14 protein-coding genes are annotated in these 17,472 nt (G+C 60.9%); 9 read left to right on the top strand and 5 right to left on the bottom strand.

Annotated features, from left to right (window positions below; genetic code table 11):
- Positions 1 to 2: 2 nt before the first annotated feature.
- From J4E63_RS19525 to J4E63_RS19500, 6 genes are all read left to right on the top strand, one after another.
- A complete protein-coding gene (locus J4E63_RS19525; RefSeq protein WP_207283036.1) occupies positions 3 to 1,766 on the top strand; it encodes an FAD-dependent monooxygenase in 1,764 nt (587 codons plus the stop codon).
- A gap of 119 nt (positions 1,767 to 1,885) precedes the next feature.
- Complete coding sequence (locus tag J4E63_RS19520; protein ID WP_207283035.1) at positions 1,886 to 2,977, top strand: acyl carrier protein; 1,092 nt, start codon at positions 1,886 to 1,888, stop codon at positions 2,975 to 2,977.
- A 74-nt stretch (positions 2,978 to 3,051) separates the two neighbouring features.
- Positions 3,052 to 6,462, top strand: a complete 3,411-nt coding sequence (locus J4E63_RS19515; protein WP_207283034.1) for a beta-ketoacyl synthase N-terminal-like domain-containing protein — start codon at positions 3,052 to 3,054, stop codon at positions 6,460 to 6,462.
- 7 nt (positions 6,463 to 6,469) lie between these two features.
- A complete protein-coding gene (locus J4E63_RS19510) occupies positions 6,470 to 6,991 on the top strand; it encodes an SRPBCC family protein (protein ID WP_219738716.1) in 522 nt (173 codons plus the stop codon).
- A gap of 56 nt (positions 6,992 to 7,047) precedes the next feature.
- Positions 7,048 to 7,746: an outer membrane protein gene (locus tag J4E63_RS19505; protein ID WP_207283033.1), complete on the top strand. Its 699-nt coding sequence runs from the start codon at positions 7,048 to 7,050 to the stop codon at positions 7,744 to 7,746.
- 148 nt (positions 7,747 to 7,894) lie between these two features.
- Positions 7,895 to 9,547, top strand: coding sequence for a sensor domain-containing diguanylate cyclase (locus J4E63_RS19500; protein WP_207283032.1), 1,653 nt, complete (start codon positions 7,895 to 7,897; stop codon positions 9,545 to 9,547).
- Positions 9,548 to 9,551: 4 nt separating this feature from the next.
- Here the strand turns inward: J4E63_RS19500 and J4E63_RS19495 are convergent, their stop codons facing one another.
- Together J4E63_RS19495 and J4E63_RS19490 are read right to left on the bottom strand one after the other, a co-directional pair.
- The gene (locus J4E63_RS19495) at positions 9,552 to 10,172 is read right to left on the bottom strand and encodes a response regulator transcription factor (RefSeq protein WP_259333970.1); all 621 of its coding nucleotides are present in this window, start codon (positions 10,170 to 10,172) and stop codon (positions 9,552 to 9,554) included.
- Positions 10,173 to 10,203: 31 nt separating this feature from the next.
- Positions 10,204 to 10,986 carry a hypothetical protein gene (locus J4E63_RS19490; RefSeq protein WP_207283030.1) on the bottom strand — a complete coding sequence of 261 codons (783 nt, stop codon included), beginning with the start codon at positions 10,984 to 10,986 and terminating at the stop codon, positions 10,204 to 10,206.
- Between the two features lie 246 nt (positions 10,987 to 11,232).
- Between J4E63_RS19490 and J4E63_RS19485 the strand changes: the two genes are divergently transcribed.
- Genes J4E63_RS19485 through J4E63_RS19475 form a run of 3 tightly spaced genes read left to right on the top strand, consistent with a single transcriptional unit; the run spans position 11,233 to position 12,903 of the window.
- Positions 11,233 to 11,661: a DUF1810 domain-containing protein gene (locus J4E63_RS19485; RefSeq protein WP_207283029.1), complete on the top strand. Its 429-nt coding sequence runs from the start codon at positions 11,233 to 11,235 to the stop codon at positions 11,659 to 11,661.
- Entirely contained in the window at positions 11,654 to 12,133 is a 480-nt protein-coding gene (locus J4E63_RS19480) for a hypothetical protein (RefSeq protein WP_060741778.1), read from the top strand. The genes J4E63_RS19485 and J4E63_RS19480 overlap by 8 nt, the downstream gene beginning before the upstream one ends.
- A gap of 14 nt (positions 12,134 to 12,147) precedes the next feature.
- Entirely contained in the window at positions 12,148 to 12,903 is a 756-nt protein-coding gene (locus J4E63_RS19475; RefSeq protein WP_207283234.1) for an NAD-dependent protein deacylase, read from the top strand.
- Positions 12,904 to 13,867: 964 nt separating this feature from the next.
- On the opposite strand, the gene J4E63_RS19470 is transcribed toward J4E63_RS19475, so the two are convergent.
- From J4E63_RS19470 to J4E63_RS19460, 3 genes are all read right to left on the bottom strand, one after another.
- Positions 13,868 to 15,112, bottom strand: coding sequence for a saccharopine dehydrogenase family protein (locus J4E63_RS19470; RefSeq protein ID WP_041476374.1), 1,245 nt, complete (start codon positions 15,110 to 15,112; stop codon positions 13,868 to 13,870).
- A gap of 25 nt (positions 15,113 to 15,137) precedes the next feature.
- Positions 15,138 to 16,235, bottom strand: a complete 1,098-nt coding sequence (locus J4E63_RS19465; protein WP_207283028.1) for a carboxynorspermidine decarboxylase — start codon at positions 16,233 to 16,235, stop codon at positions 15,138 to 15,140.
- Positions 16,236 to 16,486: 251 nt separating this feature from the next.
- Positions 16,487 to 17,422 carry a Ppx/GppA family phosphatase gene (locus tag J4E63_RS19460; RefSeq protein WP_060741775.1) on the bottom strand — a complete coding sequence of 312 codons (936 nt, stop codon included), beginning with the start codon at positions 17,420 to 17,422 and terminating at the stop codon, positions 16,487 to 16,489.
- Positions 17,423 to 17,472 lie beyond the last annotated feature (50 nt).

Here is a 17,472-nt window from a genome sequence, read left to right as displayed (position 1 = left end):
CGATGAACACTCTGAGCACGTTGGCCCCCCAGCATTTCAAGCGCCCTGGCAGCGCCCCGGCCGTCATGATCGTCGGCGCCGGCCCCATTGGCCTGTCCCTGGCAATCATGCTGAAAAAATGGGGTGTGGCGTTTCGCATCATTGAAAAGAACGCCGGACCCTCGACGGCGACCAAGGCCATGGCGATCCACTCCCGGACCCTGGAAATCTTCAGAGACCTGGGCGTTGCCGAGCAAGCCATCCACGACGGCTTCACGATCAACCAATTCTCCGTGCAGTCGAACGCCAGGCGGGTGCTGAACTACAACTTCTCCTACCTGGACGCGACCTATCCCCTGCTCTTGAGCCTGCCACAGCCGCAAACCGAGAAGATTCTCCTGGAGCGGTTGAAGGAACTGGGTGCAGAGGTGGAGTGGAACACCGAACTGGTGGACATCGAAAACCTGCCGGGGTCGGTACGCATGACGCTCAAGCATGCCGACGGCACCGACGAAACCTTCACCAGTCGCTGGGTGGCCGCCTGTGACGGGGCTCGCAGCAACATCAGAAAACGCCTGGACATGACCTTCGAAGGTTCGTCCTACGACCGCTTCTTCATGCTGGCCGATGCCGATATCCAATGGTCCGGCAGCCAGGATGAGGGCGCATTCTTCCTGGGTGCGCAGGACGGTTATGTGGCCGTCGCACCGATCAGCGCCCAGTCCCGTTATCGGCTGTTCATCGAAATGCCCTATAACCTGCCCCCCGAAGGCGAGCGCCCGTCCTTGAGCCTGGAGAACTTCCAGCGCCTGTGCGAAGGACGCGGGCAAAAGATGACGTTGTCCAATATCTCATCGACCACCATCGCCTCGTTCCAGCATCGCCGCGTGCAAACGATGCAACAAGGCTCGGTGTTCCTGCTGGGGGACTCGGCGCACATCGGCAGCCCCATCGGTGGCCAGTGGATGAACCTGGGGGTTTCCGAGGCCTATAACCTGGCCTGGAAAATCGCTTATGTCGACCAAGGCCTGGCGGACCCGTCCTTGCTCGACAGCTACAACGAAGAGCGTTATCCGGTTGCCCTGGAAGTCGAGAACACCGCACACCGCCTGACACGGCTGATTACCGTCCGGCGGCGCGCCCTGGTCTGGCTGCGCGACCATGTCCTGCCGCTGTTGAGCAACCGGAAAAAGGTCCAGCGCAGGTTGCCGTCAATGATTTCCGGTCACCAGTACCACTATGACAAGAGTGACTACATCCAAGAATCGCTGACGAAGAAGCAGCGCCAGAACTGGAATAAAAAAGGGAAAAAACCCGAGTTCCAGACCGCCGCGCCCCGCGCCGGGCAACTGGCACCGGATGTCGAGTTGTGGCAACTGCAAGGGCTGCCCACGAAACGCTTGATCGACCTGTTTCATGGCACGTTCACGTTGTTGATCTTCAGCGCGGCCGATCAGTTTTCGCCGTTATTGCCGGGCTATTACGCGTTGGCCGAGTCGGTGGAAAAGGACTACCCGGGCATCAAGGCCTATTGCGTGATCGACGCCCTGAGCAGCGCCGGGCTACCGGCCTGGCACTCGACACTGCTGGACCCCGATTGGCGATTGCACAAGCGCTACCACGCCAAGGAAGGCACGTTGATGCTGATTCGTCCTGACGGCTACATCGCTTTCCAGGGCGCCGATGCAATGACGCTGGTGACGTATCTGAACGTAAGGTCCGGGTTGCTCAAGGGTGCCAGAAAAGCGCTGACTCGCGAGATCGACGCAATGGAACTCCAACTTTAAGTCGCTCCATGGCTACTGCCAGTTTGCCTCATTGATATAAACACGGCCCAGTCCTGGGCCGCGATTTCTGATCTTTCTTCTGTATAGAAATATCCACCGACTTTGGTTAGGAGAACCTTATGCGCATGCAACTTAACGATGTGGTGCAGGAATTCATCGTGTCCAACGGAAGAATAGCCCACAGCTATTTCTCTCTGTCCGAAAAGATCATTGAATCATTGTGCGAATCCAATATCGCCAAGGAAGCGATATTGCTTCGGGTGTTGGAACAGGCCGAATCCGTCACGGCCCACTATTTCAATGCTCATCAACAAGTTCTCGAGGGCGTTTATGCCCATGGGATCGAAACCTCCGTCAACCAGAATGTTGCGGTGCTGGAGCCTGTTCACTCGAACCCGACAATACTGGCCCCGGTGCCCGCCGCCGAAACCGTCGAACAGGCCACCGCACTCAGCTACGGGCAATGGTTGCGCAGCGAAATCGGCACGGTGACCGGGTTCCAGGCGCAACAGATCGACTTCGATCAAAGTTTCGAAAGCCTGGGGATCGACTCGCTGGGGCTGGTGGATATCTTCGAATCCCTGGCCCAGCACTTCCCGGAAAAGAAAGCACTCACCTCGCAGCTCTTCGATGCCCCGACCCCGACCGCCTTGCTGGCAAGGCTCGAAGCCGATCCGCAGGCACCGGCGCTGGATGTCCAGGGCTGGGTACTCGATCAACTGGCGGCGATCACCGGCTTTACGGTCGAGCAGATCGACCCGACACAAAGCTATGAAAACCTGGGCCTGGATTCGCTGGTGCAGTTGGATTTCCTCGAGTCGGTAGTCGCCCTGTGGCCGCAGCTCAAGGCTCACAGTTCCGAGCTGGCCAATGCCAGGTTCCCGCAGGCAACCATCGCCCTGATTCAAGCGGCCCTGGCCGATCCCCAGCCACAAGCGACGCCTTGCGAGACGCCTTCCCCTGCCGCGACGAACACTCAAGGACAGGAAGAAAACCTGCTGTTCAACGCCCTGTCGCCGTTGATCCCGGACGCAGCACAGGCGATCGATATCCAGACGCCCTTCGCACAACTGGGGCTCAACGGTTTTGCCCGGGAGGCGCTCTGCCAATCCATGGCGCAGCAGTGCTCGGCCAGCGAATTTGCCGGTGAAGCGCTGATGTCCCGTCGCACGCCCCAGGATGCCTTGTCGCTGCTGGCCAGGCTGAGCTGAGCCCAGCAGCAACAGGAATGGAATCCGGGTGACCGAACAGGTCACCCAGCATTTTGGCGATCAGGAGACAGGGTATGAGTGGCGCAGTAACGACAGCGGGCGATTTTTGCTTCAGCGCGATGGCGGGCGAGTTTCCGGGGGCACCGTCAACGGAGGCGCTCTGGCAGTTGCTCGCCCAAGGGCAGGTCGCACCGATGGAATCGATGCCGACACGCTGGGAAGTGGATAAGGCATCAATCTATTCAACCAAGGCCGGCGAGAAGGATCGCACGTATCTGGACAGCGCTTTTTGCCTGACCGACGACGCCTCGATCCCGTCACGGCACGAAGGACGGCAGGTCGCCATCGGCAAGAAGGTGCTTCAGACGCTGTTGACCCAACTCGCCGCACAAGGCTCGCCACTGGGCGGGGAACGCACGGCGCTGGTAGTCGCGACGTCTTGGAGCGACGAGAGTTATTTCGTCACCGGCATGTCCGGAAAAACCGCTGCGCCGCCGGGTTTTACACCGGGTGAACAAGTGGCGGCACTGGCTGCGGCCTTTGCCTTGGGTGGCCCGGCGTTATCGGTGGACACGGCCTGCAGTTCGTTCCCCTATGCCCTGGATATGGCCCAGGCGCTGGTCAACAGCGGCCAGGCGGACAACGCGATTGTCATGGCCCTCAACACCGTGCTGCCTCCGGCGCTGTTCCTCGGGTTCTCGCAGTTGACGGCATTTTCCGCACGGGCGCGGATGGAAGCTTTCGGCCAGGACGCCGACGGCATCGTGCCGGGCGAATGTGCGGTCGCGTTTCTGGTCGAACCCGTCGCCCAGGCCCTGACGGCGCAGCGCCATCCCCTGGGTGTCTTGCGCGCCTTGGGCATGTCCGCCGACGGTGCCGAGGGCTCGGTGTTCGCCCCCGGCAAACAGGCCCAGTACTCGGCTTACCAACGTGCCTATCGCGGCCTCGATCCAAGGGACGTGGACTACATCGAGACCCACGGCACCGGCACACCGCTGGGGGATGCGACGGAGTTGGCCTCGTTGAACAGCTTCTTCGCCCCCCATCGCCCGGACGACCGGAAAATCACCATCGGTTCGATCAAGTCGGTCATCGGCCATCCCCTGGCCGCTGCCGGCGGCGCGTCGCTCGCCAAGGCCTTGATGATACTGCGCCACAAAGGCATTCCACCGCAGCCCGGCTACCGCCCCAGCACCAAGGTCGACGACACCTGCCTGCGACTCGCCACCCAGCAGGTACAGCCTCTGGAAGCGCGTCCGTCGGCGCTCCGGATTGGCATCTCCAGCTTTGGTTTTGGCGGCGCCAACGCGCACCTGGTGGTGGACGAATACCTTCCCGGCGACCACCCTGCCGCTGCCCCCGTAACCACCTCCGGCGTGCTGATGCTGGACCTTGCCATTGTCGAGGCTGAAGCCGCGCTGGGCAGCCACCGCTCGTTGCAAGCATTCCAGCAGCAGCTCGACCAACCCGCCGCCCCCTCGGTCGTGTTTCCTTATGGGCGCTTCGTCGATTACACCCCGGCTCCCGGTCAGCCTTTGCTGGGCAAATTCCTCGCCCAGGACCACGTCATCGATATCGACGGCTTCGGCATGGGCCCCAAACCGCTGGCCCATGTCGATCCGTTCAAGCTGTTGATCACCGATCGCGTCAATCACTTGCTGCGGCGCTTGCCGGGCGTGGCCGGTTCGCCCGGCACCGCGATGGTCATGTGCTGCAACATGGGCGGCGAGCGCTTCAGCAACGCCTATAGCAGCGCCCACAACTTCTATTCCCGGGCGCACGGTGCGGCACCGGGCGTCGAGGTGACCGACGTGGCAACCATGTTGCCAAACATGCTGTCCGGCTACCCGGCGCAGATTTTCGACTTCAAGGGTTTCCATCAGACCCTGGTCGGCACGGCGGGCCTGTTCTGGCAAACCTTGCTGGCCTCGCCACAGTGGTTCGACAACGGCATCACCACGCTCCTGCTCGGCGCCGGGCGTTTTTTCAGCGGTGAAATCGAGGTCGAGCGCGCTCGGTGCAGCGCGACCCAGCAAGGTGAAGGCCTGGGGTTGATCGCGCTGCGTCGCTATCACCCCCAGGCCACTGACAAGCCCTTGCTGGTGATCCGCGCCGCGGTCCTCGCCCATGCGGCCAGCTCGCTGGAAGAGGCTTGCCGGTTGTTGGGCAAAGCGCCCGGCCACTCTTTGCACGTTGAAGTCTGCGAGTTGCAGCCGGTTGCGACGCCTGCCAGCGGATCGCTGCAGGAAATCACCGGTTTCCTCGCTGAAGCCAGTGGCATCGAAACCTTGCTGGCGGTGATGTTGCGGGGCGCGCCCCATACCGTGATCGAAGTGCGCGAGGCCGGCAAGGCGCTGATGTGGCTGTTTACCGAGCAGCTTCGCCAGTGGAACCCGACCACCGCCGAGGTCAGCTCACCCATCAAGCATCCGTTCATGTTGCGCTTTGCCCATTCGTCATCCCAGGAACTGCAGCAGGTCATCACGCCTGTCAGCCTGGTTCGCGAGCCGCAGAACGATGGCGTCGACGTGCAGCAGCTCAGCGACATGCTCACCAGCACGCTGCTCTCCGGGCTGCGGGTACGGGTGCGCGCCATGGAAAGCCTGTTCGCCCTGCACCGTGGCGATACCGCCCAGCGCCCGGCGCATTGGCAGCGCAGCGCGGAACATAGCGTGATCACCAACGCCCAGCGCAGCCCTCAGTCGCTGCATGCCCAACTCGTGGTGAATGAAGCGCACCCGTACTTCTTCGATCACCCCCTGGATCACATCCCGGGCATCTTGCTACTGGAGGGCGTGCTGCAACTGCTCGAACTGGCCATGCCGCCTCTGAGCGGACGGGTCGCCTACATCAAGACCCTGACGATCAGGTTCCAGCACTACGTACAGAAGCAGGACACGGTCGACCTGCACGTCGAACAGGGCGAAGCCCCCCTGGTGTTCAACGCGAAGGTCATGCAGGCCGGAAAAGTGATGTGCACCTGCGTCCTCGCCATGGCCTACAGCTCGGCATTCGAGACCTCGCCGGCTGGCGAATTCAGCGCCACGCCCTGCCGCGACAAGGCCCTGTTGCACAAGGCCAGGGCGGAAAACGTCATCGTCAGTGACATGAGCGGCATCGCCCAGGGCCTGAGCGTGGACACCGTGAAACTGCCGCCGGAACACTTCTTCCAGGCCGGCGATCCCCAGCACTATTCGATGGTGTATTTCCTCGAAGTGGCTCGCCAGTGCTACATGCAGATCGCCCACAGCCACCTGCGGATCCCGCTCAATACCCCGATGAACCTGCTGGCCTTGAGTTTCACCCTGGACCGGCCCATCCCCAGGAACAGCCCGCTGTCATTGGCGCCGCAAGCCGGTTTCGATGCGTCGCTCCAGGCCTTCAAGACCAACCGCATCTATATCGACCTGTTCAACCGGGGCGAAAAAATCGGTCAAGCCAGCATTACCGCCCAGGTGCTGAGTCAATCGGCACCGGCAGCCTGAGCATTGAATGGATCTGCCCACCCGGCATGACCGTGCCCCCCACAACCAAGGTGTCGCCGTGAACGATGTCAACGTGCAAGTCATAGTCAAATCGCCCCCTTCTGAAATCTGGAAGCTCTGGAGCAATTTTCCCGAAGCGCCGCTCTGGGATACCGACGTCCGCCAATGTCAACTCGACGGCCCGTTCCAAGCTGGAATCCGCGGCAGATGTGTCCTCAAGAATGGCTTGGAAATGCCTCTGAAACTGGAAGCCGTGAGTCCGCACGAAAGTTATCGCAACAGCGCCCGGCTGCTCTGGATCGACCTCGAATTCGATCATCGGATGCGCAGGCTCTCTGCCGATGAAACCCATGTCATCCATAGCGCGAAGATTTCGGGCCCGTTGAGCTTCCTCTACCGCGGGCTGCTGCGCAAAGCGCTGGCCAAGGCGATGACCACCGCACTGGACAACCTGTGCAGGCTGGCTGAACAACGGGCCAGCGACGCATCGGTGCACGGGAAGAGCGCGGCACCCTTGCACCTCGTATGAACGTCTTCGGACACGCTTCGCCTACTTATCGATAACAGCAACATTTCGGATCTAGCATGAACCTACAGAAAAGCACCCGGTATCTTGTCATGGGCATCATTGGCCTGGGTGGTACCGCCCCGGCATCGAGTTTCGCCGACACACTCGGCCCCTATGTCAGTGGCATGGGCGGCGTGAACTGGGTCGCTGAACAGGACCTAAACCAGAACGACCTTGACTTCGTCGAGATGGAATTCAACCAACCGTTGCATTCCGGCTTCGCCACCGGCCTGGCACTGGGCTGGCGATTCCCGGTCGGGCTGAGGCCTGAAGTGGAACTGAGCTACCGCCGCAACACCCTGACCCAGTTCAATCACCGGGTCTACGAGGGTGGCGGCAGCATCGATGGCAAAGGCGAAGAGGAAGCCACCAGCCTCATGGCCAACCTCTGGTATGACGTCACGAACCTGCCAGCCCCCCTGAGCAGGTTCACCCCTTATGTCGGCGGTGGCCTGGGCTACGCCGTGCTGACCATCACCGGCCTGGAAGCCGGCGGCGTCGAGTTCGGCGACACCCATCGCGACACCGTCTCGGCCTGGCAACTCGGCACCGGTGTCGCCTACGAGCTCAGCGAGCATTGGTCCATGTCCCTGGATTATCGCTACTTCAAGACCGGTGAAGCGCACTTCGGCAACATCCAGGGCCTGCCCCAGGGCGATGTGAAAACGGAGTACAACGCCCAGTCCCTGATGCTGGGTTTGCGGTACTGGTTGTAAGCGGTAGACGGAGCGGCGCCTTGCCTCATTCGCAGGGCGTCCGGCGGTGACCGCGCCAGTACCCCAAACTGGAAAATTTTGAGAGGATGCATGCCAAGAACGCCATGGAATACAGGCTTTCCAATTTCCATCCCCGTGGCGGTCCGACATGTACATCCCTCTCTTCCAAAGCTTACGGGCACGCTTCGCCATCGTCGTGGCGCTGGTGGTGCTGCTGCTCAGTTGTATCTTCGGCACCGTTATCGGCGAGTCCTCCATTTCGCGGCTCAAGGAGCAAACCGGGCTGCAACTGAGCGAATATGCCTACTCGATGATCGATCGCCTCGATCGCGACATGAGTAACCGTTCAAAAGCGCTCACGGTCCTGAGCAAGCTGGAAACCCTGCGCAACACTGCGGACCCCGGCGAAGCACGCGCCCTGCTCGACCACCTTAGCCAGCAGTTCCCGAACTATTCCTGGATCGGCCTCACCGACGCCCACGGCAAAGTGGTCGCATCGACCAACGGGGTGCTCGCAGGCGCCGACATCTCGCAACGGCCGGTCTTTGCCAGTGCGCGGGAAAAGACGTTCATTGGCGATGTCCACGAAGCCGTCCTGCTGGCCAAGCTGCTGCCGAATCCTTCCGGGGAAGCGATGAAATTCGTCGATATCAGCATGCCAATCAAGGACGTCGCCGGAAATCTCACAGGGGTGCTCGCGGCGCATCTTTCCTGGGAATGGGCTGCGGAAGTTGGTCGATCGCTTTTCGACCCCTTGCAAGAGCGCCTGCCTGGCCTGGAGTTCCTGGTCATCAGCAAGGACGGCACCCTCTTGCTGGGCCCCAAGGACATGATCGGCAAGCCCGCCGGAATCACGCTCGATGGGCGCGGACAAAGCTGGTCGGTGGAGCGCTGGCCGGACGGTAAGCTCTATCTGGCAGGTGCGGCGCAAAGTGTCGGTGTCGACGACTATCCCGGCCTGGGATGGACCGTGGTGACACGCCAGCCCGCCGAGATCGCCTTTGCGGCAGCACGTGAGATGCGCAATGAAATACTCATCTGGGGCGGCCTGCTGTCCATCCTGTTCGCGGTCATCGGATGGATCATGGCAGGTATTCTCACCGGGCCGGTGAACGTCATCGCCAAGGCTGCCGCGCGCCTTTCCGAAGGCGCCGATGTGGGGATTCCCTTGCTCAAGGGCACACGCGAAGTCGAAACGCTGAGTGTTGCGATCCGGCACCTCGTTGACAGCCTCACCCGAAAAAGAGGTCAGTTGGCCGTGGTCGAGGGTATCGCCTACCGCGATGTCGTCACCGGCCTGCCAAATCGGGCAGCCTTGGAAAAGTACATCGAGGCGGTACGCAGCGAGGTCGACGTACAGCCTGGCTTTGGCGTGCTATGCCTGGATCTGGACGGGTTCAAGCCCATCAACGATTGCTTCGGCCATGCCGTTGGCGATGCATTGCTCCAAGAGGTCGGCCTCCGGCTCCTGGGCGCGGTGCGCGATGGCGACATCGCTGTGCGCCACGGCGGGGATGAGTTCGTATTGCTGCTGCGCCTGCGTACCGGAGAATCCTTGTCCAGCATGCAGGGTGCCGCCCAGCGCATCATCGCAAAACTGGCCGAGCCGGTCGTGCTGGCCGGGGAGTCGATCACGATCGGCTGCAGTATCGGCGGGACGCTGTGGACCGGCGGCGAGTTTACCGATGCGCTGGCCCAGGCCGACGAAGCGCTCTACCGGGCCAAGCGTGCGGGCAAGTCCCAGGCGAAATTCCATGACACCTCGTTCACCGAGGCCGGACATACCGGAGCAAAGGTCTGAGGCGCTAGCGCAAGGTCTGAAGCGCCTCGCGCCCGGCAAAACGAGCAGCGGCCACCGCCCTGTTGGGAACGTTCAGCGCACGGATCAACGAAGAGACATGAATGCGCACGGTGAAGGGAGAGATCTCAAGCGCTGAGGCGATTTCCTTGTTGGTCTTGCCTTCGGCGATCAATTGCCAGACCTCTCGCTGCCGTGACGTGAGCTTGCTCATGTCATCATCGGGACCGAGTGGCAGCGAGCCCGAAGGCTCATACTTGACCCGTACTTCGCCACGGCGAATATCGGCGATGGCCTGGCCGACCTGGTCGGGGGAAAGGCTCTTGCCGACAAAGCCGTCGACACCGGTGGCCATGACACGGCCAATGACATCGCTGTCATCCAGGGTCGAAACCACAATCATCACAGTGTGCTTGAGTGCCTGGCGCAACTGCGCGAGCTCGCTGATGGAGCCCAGGCCGGGAAGACGTATTTCAAGAATCAGCGTATCGAGAGGTTGTCCATTCGTTGCCAGCGTCCGTACTTCCTCCAGGCTCCCTGCTTGTTCGATCATTGCGTCAGGTATCAGGCGTTCCAGCAACACCATCATCCCCTCTCGGAACAGCGGATGCTCATCTGCCACGATCATCCGGCAAATCTTCCGACCCGAGACGCGTCTCTCATCGCGTCCCATACTGCATCTTGACGACTTCACTGATTCTCTGCGCAACGCCATTGAACGGAGGCGTAACGGATCGGATCGACTGACCACGATAAGGTCCGTCCGCGGGAAACCAGTTCTGGACAACGACAACCTGTTTCGGCTGCTCGGCCGAAACAGGGCCCGTGGAGATTTCATTGGTGAACTTGCAGGTATCGAACGTCCCCAGGGCCGTCTTGATCGTTTCACGTCCGTTGTAAGTCAGCTTCTCGACAACATCGAACTCGACCGCTCCCCCGGCGCTCACCGCTTTGTTTTTGTAGCTGACGGTGACGGTCTGCCCAGGTTGCAGATCAATCGGTGTGGAAGCGGGAGGCTGGTAGGTGGTGGTCACCAACGATGCCCCGGCACCATGGCGATCGCCGTAGCGAACCAGCCGACCGTCCTTGATCTCGGCGAAAGTCGTCGTCAGGAAAAACGGCGCATTGTTCAGGAACGACGTGTGCACCGAGGCCACCGGATTGGCGCCGGCAAACGCCTCGCGCCCGAGCGTCTCGGTTTTACCGCGACTGGTGGCTGGCGACAGGTTGTCCCGGCTTTCATACTCCACCACCGTCCCGGCCTGGAAATCCGCCTCGTTGGTGCAAGCCGCAGAGGATGTCTCACTGGCCGTGGAAGCCGACGCACCGGCGATAAAAGAACCCCAGCCACTGGCGACAAGGGCCGAGACGGCGAATGCCGTTGCGAGGCGCTTGCGATAAGCCGGGCAGATGCTGGACTTTCTGGCAGGTGTGCTTTTCAAAAAACAGATCCTTGTTCAAATAGGCTCATTGCGACCGATCGGAAACCCGATAACGCTCATAGGTTAGGGTCGAGTGCCGAGCGGCGCTATAGCGCAAGTGTGCTATAGGTTTTGCCCTCGTTCTGGATGGGGGGTGATGATCGAGACTACCGATACGCGCCAGACCATGACATCATAAAGCCACCACTTTTGATCGAGCCTGGACGCGCTTCATTCTTCAGCCTTGAAACCGTATCAGAGGCTCGTATGACCGAATCACTGGAGCGTTTTGTCCAGGCGCAAGCGTCAACCTATGACCAAGCTTTGCTCGAGCTACGGCGCGGCCGCAAGGAAGGTCACTGGATGTGGTTCATCTTTCCCCAACTACGCGGCCTGGGTGTCAGCGAGAACGCCACCTACTACGGCCTGCGCGACCTGGAAGAAGCGCGCGACTATTTGCATCACCCGCTTCTGGGACCGCGACTCGAGTGCGCAACCCGCGCCGTCCTGGACTCGGAAGTCGCGGTAGAGAAACTCCTGGGGACACTCGACGCCATGAAATTCGCGTCCTGCATGACGCTGTTCGCAGCGGCCGCGGGCGCGCATTGCGTGTATGCCCAGGCGCTGGAGGGTGGGGTGAATGTCGACTCAAGAACACTGGAACTACTTAAGGAGCAAGAGAGAAAAAATGTCTAATTACGAAACATGGACGTTGGTGGTCCAGGTGGCCGTGGCCCTGGTGGCCCTGCTGTCGATGTACCTGGTTGTTCGCCAGGTGGTCATCCTGACGGCACAACTGAAGGCGACTCAACAGGCTTCCGAGGCCCAGAGCATCATTTCGATTGTCGAGTTCCTGCAAGCCAGCCAGGCCCGCGATGCCCGGCAAGCGGTTCGCGCCACGCTGTCGACCCTGCATCATGACCAATGGGACGCAACCCATGTCCAGCATGCCTCGCTGACCTGTGCGAACTACGACGTCGTCGCGGCGTTATTGCGGGCCGACTTGATCAAGAACAAGCACATCATCATCGAAAACTGGGCGCCGAGCATCAAGCACTGCCACCAGATACTTGCCCCTTTCATTGAGACAAAACGCGCCCAGCCCGGCGGCGACCGAAAGTACTGGAGCAACTTCGACTGGCTGCGCGAGCAGTGCTCTAAGGTCTGACGGGGGTTGTGACAGTGAATCCAGAAGCCATTTTCGCTGAAACGGTGAAACGCCTGCGAGCGGCCAGGCACCTTGCCATTTTTACCGGTGCCGGCATTTCGGCACAAAGCGGTATCGCCACGTTCCGTGATCCCTCGACCGGTCTCTGGGCACGTTACGACCCAAAGAAACTGGCCACCCCCGCCGCCTTCGCCAAAGACCCTGCACTGGTATGGGCATGGTACAGCTGGCGCCGAACGCTGGTTAACCAAGCGCCCCCCAATGACGCGCACCGGGCAGTCGCCAGGCTGACCCAGAGCTTGCCCCGCGTGACCGTCATCACACAGAACGTCGACGACCTGCTCGAGCGAGCCGGATCCAAGGAGGTAATTCACCTTCACGGTGATCTGGCCAGCGCCCGTTGCTTCCAGTGCAACCGTCCCTACCTGGGCGCGTTGCCCGTGGACATCGGGCCGGACTGCGACAGCCTGGCCCCCCCGCGTTGCCCACACTGCGACGGCCGGATCCGCCCCAATGTCGTCTGGTTCGGCGAGAAAATGCCGGAACAGGAACTGGACCAGGCCTTCAGCGCGGCCCGCGACTGCGACGTCATGCTCTCCATTGGCACTTCTGGAGAGGTCTACCCGGCGGCACGGATTCCAACATTGGCAACCGAGCATGGCGCCTGGCTGGTGCATATCAATATCAAACCGATGGGGGCCGCTTCCGATAAAACGCTGGTGGGCGATGCGACCCACTGGTTACCGCGGCTTGTTGACGCGTTGGGCTGAGAGGTGGCCTGCAAGGCTTGCCCGACACCGCTGGACTGAACCGGGAGGTCGTCGCCCAGGCCGATCATGAATTGTCGCAGTCGCGTTGTTAGGGGCCGCTGCGCAGCCCAGCGGGAGCAAGCTCCCTCGCCACAAAAACGGTGAACAGATGATGGGCGCACACCCCTGTGCCTTTTGTGGCGAATGGTTAAATGACTCCCAGCCCAACCAAACATAACTCCGTGGCGAGGGAGCTTGCTCCCGCTGGGCTGCACAGCAGCCCCAAAAAGCTGAATGCGGTCTGCCTGAAATACCACAGGGTCTGACTTCAGGGCCGCTTCACGCGCCAGCGGGAGCAGGCTCCCTCGCCACAAAAACGGTGAACAGATGATGGGCGCACACCCCTGTGCCTTTTGTGGCGAATGGTTAAATGACTCCCAGCCCAACCCAACACAACTCCGTGGCGAGGGAGCTTGCTCCCGCTGGGCTGCACAGCAGCCCCAAAAAGCTGAATGCGGTCTGCCTGAAATACCACAGGGTCTGACTTCAGGGCCGCTTCACGCGCCAGCGGGAGCAAGCTCCCTCGCCACAAAAACGGTGAACAGATGATGGGCGCACACCCCTGTGCCTTTTGTGGCGAATGGTTAAAGACTCCCAGCCCAACCCAACACAACTCCGTGGCGAGGGAGCTTGCTCCCGCTGGGCTGCACAGCAGCCCCAAAAAGCTGAATGCGGTCTGCCTGAAACACCACAGGGTCTGACTTCAGGGCCGCTTCACGCGCCAGCGGGAGCAGGCTCCCTCGCCACGGGCCTATTTGATGGGCCCCTAAACGAAAAATGCCCCGTACCTTTCGATACGGAGCATTTCTTCAAGGCTTCCCGCGGATTGCCAGGTATTCACGCGACGGTGAGTCTTCTGGTTCAATCGCCTGCAGAATCCAGAGCGATTCTGCAGTTCCTATCGGGGGAACCCGCCTGAAGTCCTTCAGGCGTTCTGGTTCCAGGGACGGTCTCCATGTTCGTCCTTGATGCGCGTCGGCAGGCCCATCACATCCAGCGCCTCGAGGAACGCCTCGGCAGGCAGCTCTTCGACGTTGACCATGCGCTGCACGTCCCACTCGCCACGGGCCACCAGCAAGGCCGCGGCCACGGGTGGCACGCCGGCGGTATAGGAAATGCCCTGGCTGTCGGTTTCGGCGTAGGCGTCCTCGTGGTCGGCCACGTTGTAGATGAACATTTCGCGCGGCTGGCCATCCTTGACGCCTTTGACCAGGTCACCGATGCAGGTCTTGCCGGTGTAGCCCGGCGCCAGCGAGCTCGGGTCAGGCAGCACGGCCTTGACCACTTTCAGCGGCACGACTTCCAGGCCTTCGGCGGTCTTGACCGGTTGCTCGGAAAGCAGGCCGAGGTTCTTGAGCACGGTGAACACATTGATGTAGTGCTCCCCGAAGCTCATCCAGAAACGCACGTTGGGCACGTCGAGGTTCTTGGACAGCGAGTGCACTTCGTCGTGACCGGTCAGGTACAGGTTCTGCGAGCCGACCACTGGCAGGTCGTCGGTGCGCTTGACCTCGAACATGGTGTTGCTGGTCCACTGGCTGTCCTGCCAGCTCCACACCTGTCCGGTGAACTCACGGAAATTGATTTCCGGATCGAAATTGGTGGCGAAATATTTGCCATGGGAGCCAGCATTGACGTCGAGAATGTCGATCGAATCAATGCGGTCGAAATGCTGTTGTTGCGCCAGTGCCGCATAGGCATTGACCACACCCGGGTCGAAGCCCACGCCGAGAATGGCGGTGATGTTCTTCTCCTGGCACTCCTGGAGATGGTTCCACTCGTAGTTGCCGTACCAGGGCGGCGTCTCGCAGACCTTGCCCGGTTCTTCGTGGATGGCGGTGTCCAGGTAGGCCACGCCGGTATCGATGCAGGCACGCAGCACCGACATGTTGAGGAAAGCAGAGCCGACGTTGATGACGATCTGCGACTCGGTCTCGCGAATCAGCGCCTTGGTCGCTTCGACATCCAGAGCGTTCAGTGCAAAGGCCTTGATGTCGGCGGGTTGCTTGAGGCTACCCTTGGCCTTGACGCTGTCGATGATGGCCTGGCATTTGGAGATGTTGCGCGACGCGATAGCAATACGACCGAGTTCGTCGTTGTGCTGCGCGCACTTGTGGGCCACCACCTTGGCGACACCTCCTGCACCAATGATAAGTACGTTCTTCTTCAATTTCTTTATTTCTCCTTCCGCCAGCTCAAGAGAGGCTGGACAAGTAGTCGTCGTAAACAAACTCGCGAACCACCTCGACGCTGCCGTCGAGTTGCTTCACAACGATGGACGGCATTTTCAGGCCGTTGAACCAGTTTTTCTTGACCATGGTGTAGCCCGCTGCGTCGATGAACGACAGCCGATCGCCGATGGACAGCGGACGATCGAATTGGTACTCGCCAAAGATGTCTCCAGCCAGGCAGGATTTGCCGCACACCATGTAGGTGTGTTCGCCCTCGCTCGGTGCCAGCTTGGCGTTCAGGCGATAGATCAGCAGATCGAGCATGTGTGCCTCGATGGAACTGTCCACCACGGCCAGGTGCTTGCCGTTGTAGAGCGTGTCGAGCACGGTGACTTCCAGCGACGCGCTCTGGGTGATCGCAGCCTCGCCCGGCTCCAGGTAGACCTGCACGCCATACTTCTGCGAGAAGGCCTTGAGCCGTGCGCAAAAGGCGTCCAGGGCGTAGCCCTCACCGGTGAAATGGATGCCGCCACCGAGGCTGACCCACTCGACCTTATGCAGCAAGTGACCAAAACGTTCTTCGATAGTGCCCAGCATCTGGTCGAACAAACCGAAATCGCCGTTCTCGCAGTTGTTGTGGAACATGAACCCGGAGATATACTCGATGACCTGTTCGATTTTCACCGGATCCCATTCACCCAGGCGGCTGAACGGTCGTGCCGGGTCGGCCAGTAGGTAATCGGAGCTGCTCACTTGCGGGTTGACCCGCAGGCCGCGGACCTTTCCGGCCGACGCCTCGGTGTAGCGCTGCAACTGGCCGATGGAGTTGAAGATGATCTTGTCGCAGTTGGCGAGCATCTCCTCGATCTCATCGTCGGCCCAGGCCACGCTGTAGGCGTGGGTCTCGCCCGCGAATTTCTGCCGGCCGAGCTTGAGTTCATACAGCGACGACGACGTGGTGCCGTCCATGTACTGCTGCATCAGGTCGAACACCGACCAGGTGGCGAAGCACTTGAGCGCCAGCAAGGCCTTGGCCCCGGACTGCTCACGCACATAGGCGATCTTCTGCATGTTCGCCAGCAGCTTTTGTTTGTCGATGAGGTAGTACGGCGTTTTGATCATTTTCGAGGCCTCCGGGCAAGGCGAGCCAAAAAAGGATGCGCATTGTGCCTTCACTGACTGCAGATCGAAAGAGCGAAAAGCCCCGTTCGCGCAATCATCCCGATCCAGATCGACGCTTTGCGATCACCGGACATACCGGCCGCCCAGGCGACGAAATGCTGAATCTGGCAAAGGGAGGATAAGCAAAGAGCGCTGACGCTCGACCTTGAGCCGTCGCGGATAACCGGCCTTGCGCAACAGGCCATGGGTGATCAGTGTTTATGCATCAGGTCATGAAGGACACCAAACCTCAGGCCCGCTTCGCAAACGATCATGTCTGTAACACCGAAGACCTTGAACGCCGCCAGCATGATCGCCAGGCCCCCGGGCAGGATGCCCAGGCGATGGCTCTGCAAGCCGGCCAATCTGAGGCGGTCGACATGGCCGACTTCCAGCAGCCGCAACGACAGGCGCAACAACCCGCTGTAGGTAATGCCGCCTTGGCCAACGTCATTGAGACCATTGGCCTTGAGCACTTTGGCCAACATCCGCGCCGTACCGGAAGAGCCGATCACCTGCTGCCAGCCCTGCGCGCGATAACGCGCCGCCATCGCTTCAAACTGCAGGACGGCCACGCGTTCAGCCTCCAGCAGCGCTTGAGCGGTGATGCGTCCGCCCGCAAAGTAACGGGCGCCAAAGGTGCCGCTGCCGATGGCAATGCTTTCCGTCAACAGCGGCTGAGCGCCCTGCCCCAGAATCAGTTCGGTCGAGCCACCGCCGATGTCCACCACCAGTCGCGTCCGCTCGACACCGGGCACTGCATGGGCGACACCGGCATACACCAGCCGGGCTTCTTCATGTCCGGACAGCACGTCGATCCGAAACCCCAGGTGCCGCTCGGCACTGGCCAGGAACAATTGGGCATTGGCCGCTTCGCGCACGGCACTGGTCGCCACCGCCCGCACCCGTCCGGCTTCGAAGCCTCGCAGCTTTTTGCCAAATCGGGCCAGGGCTTGCCAGCCTCGATCCAGCGCCAGTTCGTCCAGGGCCCCGGCTTGCAGGCCCTCGGCCAATCGGACCGGCTCGCGCAGGGTTTTCACTTCCTGGATCACCCGTTGTCGATTGCGCTTGACCGACTGGCCAATCATCAGGCGAAAGGCGTTGGAGCCCAGGTCAATGGCCGCGAACAGGGGGGCGTCGCCTTTCATAGGGGTGTTCCTTGATTCATCAGCCAGCAGGCACAAGCGCTGCGGGCATC

This window comes from Pseudomonas sp. FW300-N2F2 (genome assembly GCF_017351655.1).
In the GTDB taxonomy this organism is placed as follows: domain Bacteria; phylum Pseudomonadota; class Gammaproteobacteria; order Pseudomonadales; family Pseudomonadaceae; genus Aquipseudomonas; species Aquipseudomonas fluorescens_AA.
Note: the sequence above shows the minus strand (reverse complement) of the source record. Positions and strands in the feature narration are given on the sequence as shown.

Bases quoted from the DNA above. Each gene is read 5' to 3' on its own strand.
- J4E63_RS19525 (WP_207283036.1), top strand. From the start codon at position 3: ATGAACACTCTGAGCACGTTGGCCCCCCAGCATTTCAAGCGCCCTGGC.
- J4E63_RS19515 (WP_207283034.1), top strand. From the start codon at position 3,052: ATGAGTGGCGCAGTAACGACAGCGGGCGATTTTTGCTTCAGCGCGATG.
- J4E63_RS19500 (WP_207283032.1), top strand. From the start codon at position 7,895: ATGTACATCCCTCTCTTCCAAAGCTTACGGGCACGCTTCGCCATCGTC.
- J4E63_RS19520 (WP_207283035.1), top strand. From the start codon at position 1,886: ATGCGCATGCAACTTAACGATGTGGTGCAGGAATTCATCGTGTCCAAC.
- J4E63_RS19480 (WP_060741778.1), top strand. From the start codon at position 11,654: ATGTCTAATTACGAAACATGGACGTTGGTGGTCCAGGTGGCCGTGGCC.
- J4E63_RS19460 (WP_060741775.1), bottom strand. From the start codon at position 17,422: ATGAAAGGCGACGCCCCCCTGTTCGCGGCCATTGACCTGGGCTCCAAC.
- J4E63_RS19465 (WP_207283028.1), bottom strand. From the start codon at position 16,235: ATGATCAAAACGCCGTACTACCTCATCGACAAACAAAAGCTGCTGGCG.
- J4E63_RS19510 (WP_219738716.1), top strand. From the start codon at position 6,470: ATGGATCTGCCCACCCGGCATGACCGTGCCCCCCACAACCAAGGTGTC.
- J4E63_RS19495 (WP_259333970.1), bottom strand. From the start codon at position 10,172: ATGATCGTGGCAGATGAGCATCCGCTGTTCCGAGAGGGGATGATGGTG.
- J4E63_RS19505 (WP_207283033.1), top strand. From the start codon at position 7,048: ATGAACCTACAGAAAAGCACCCGGTATCTTGTCATGGGCATCATTGGC.
- J4E63_RS19485 (WP_207283029.1), top strand. From the start codon at position 11,233: ATGACCGAATCACTGGAGCGTTTTGTCCAGGCGCAAGCGTCAACCTAT.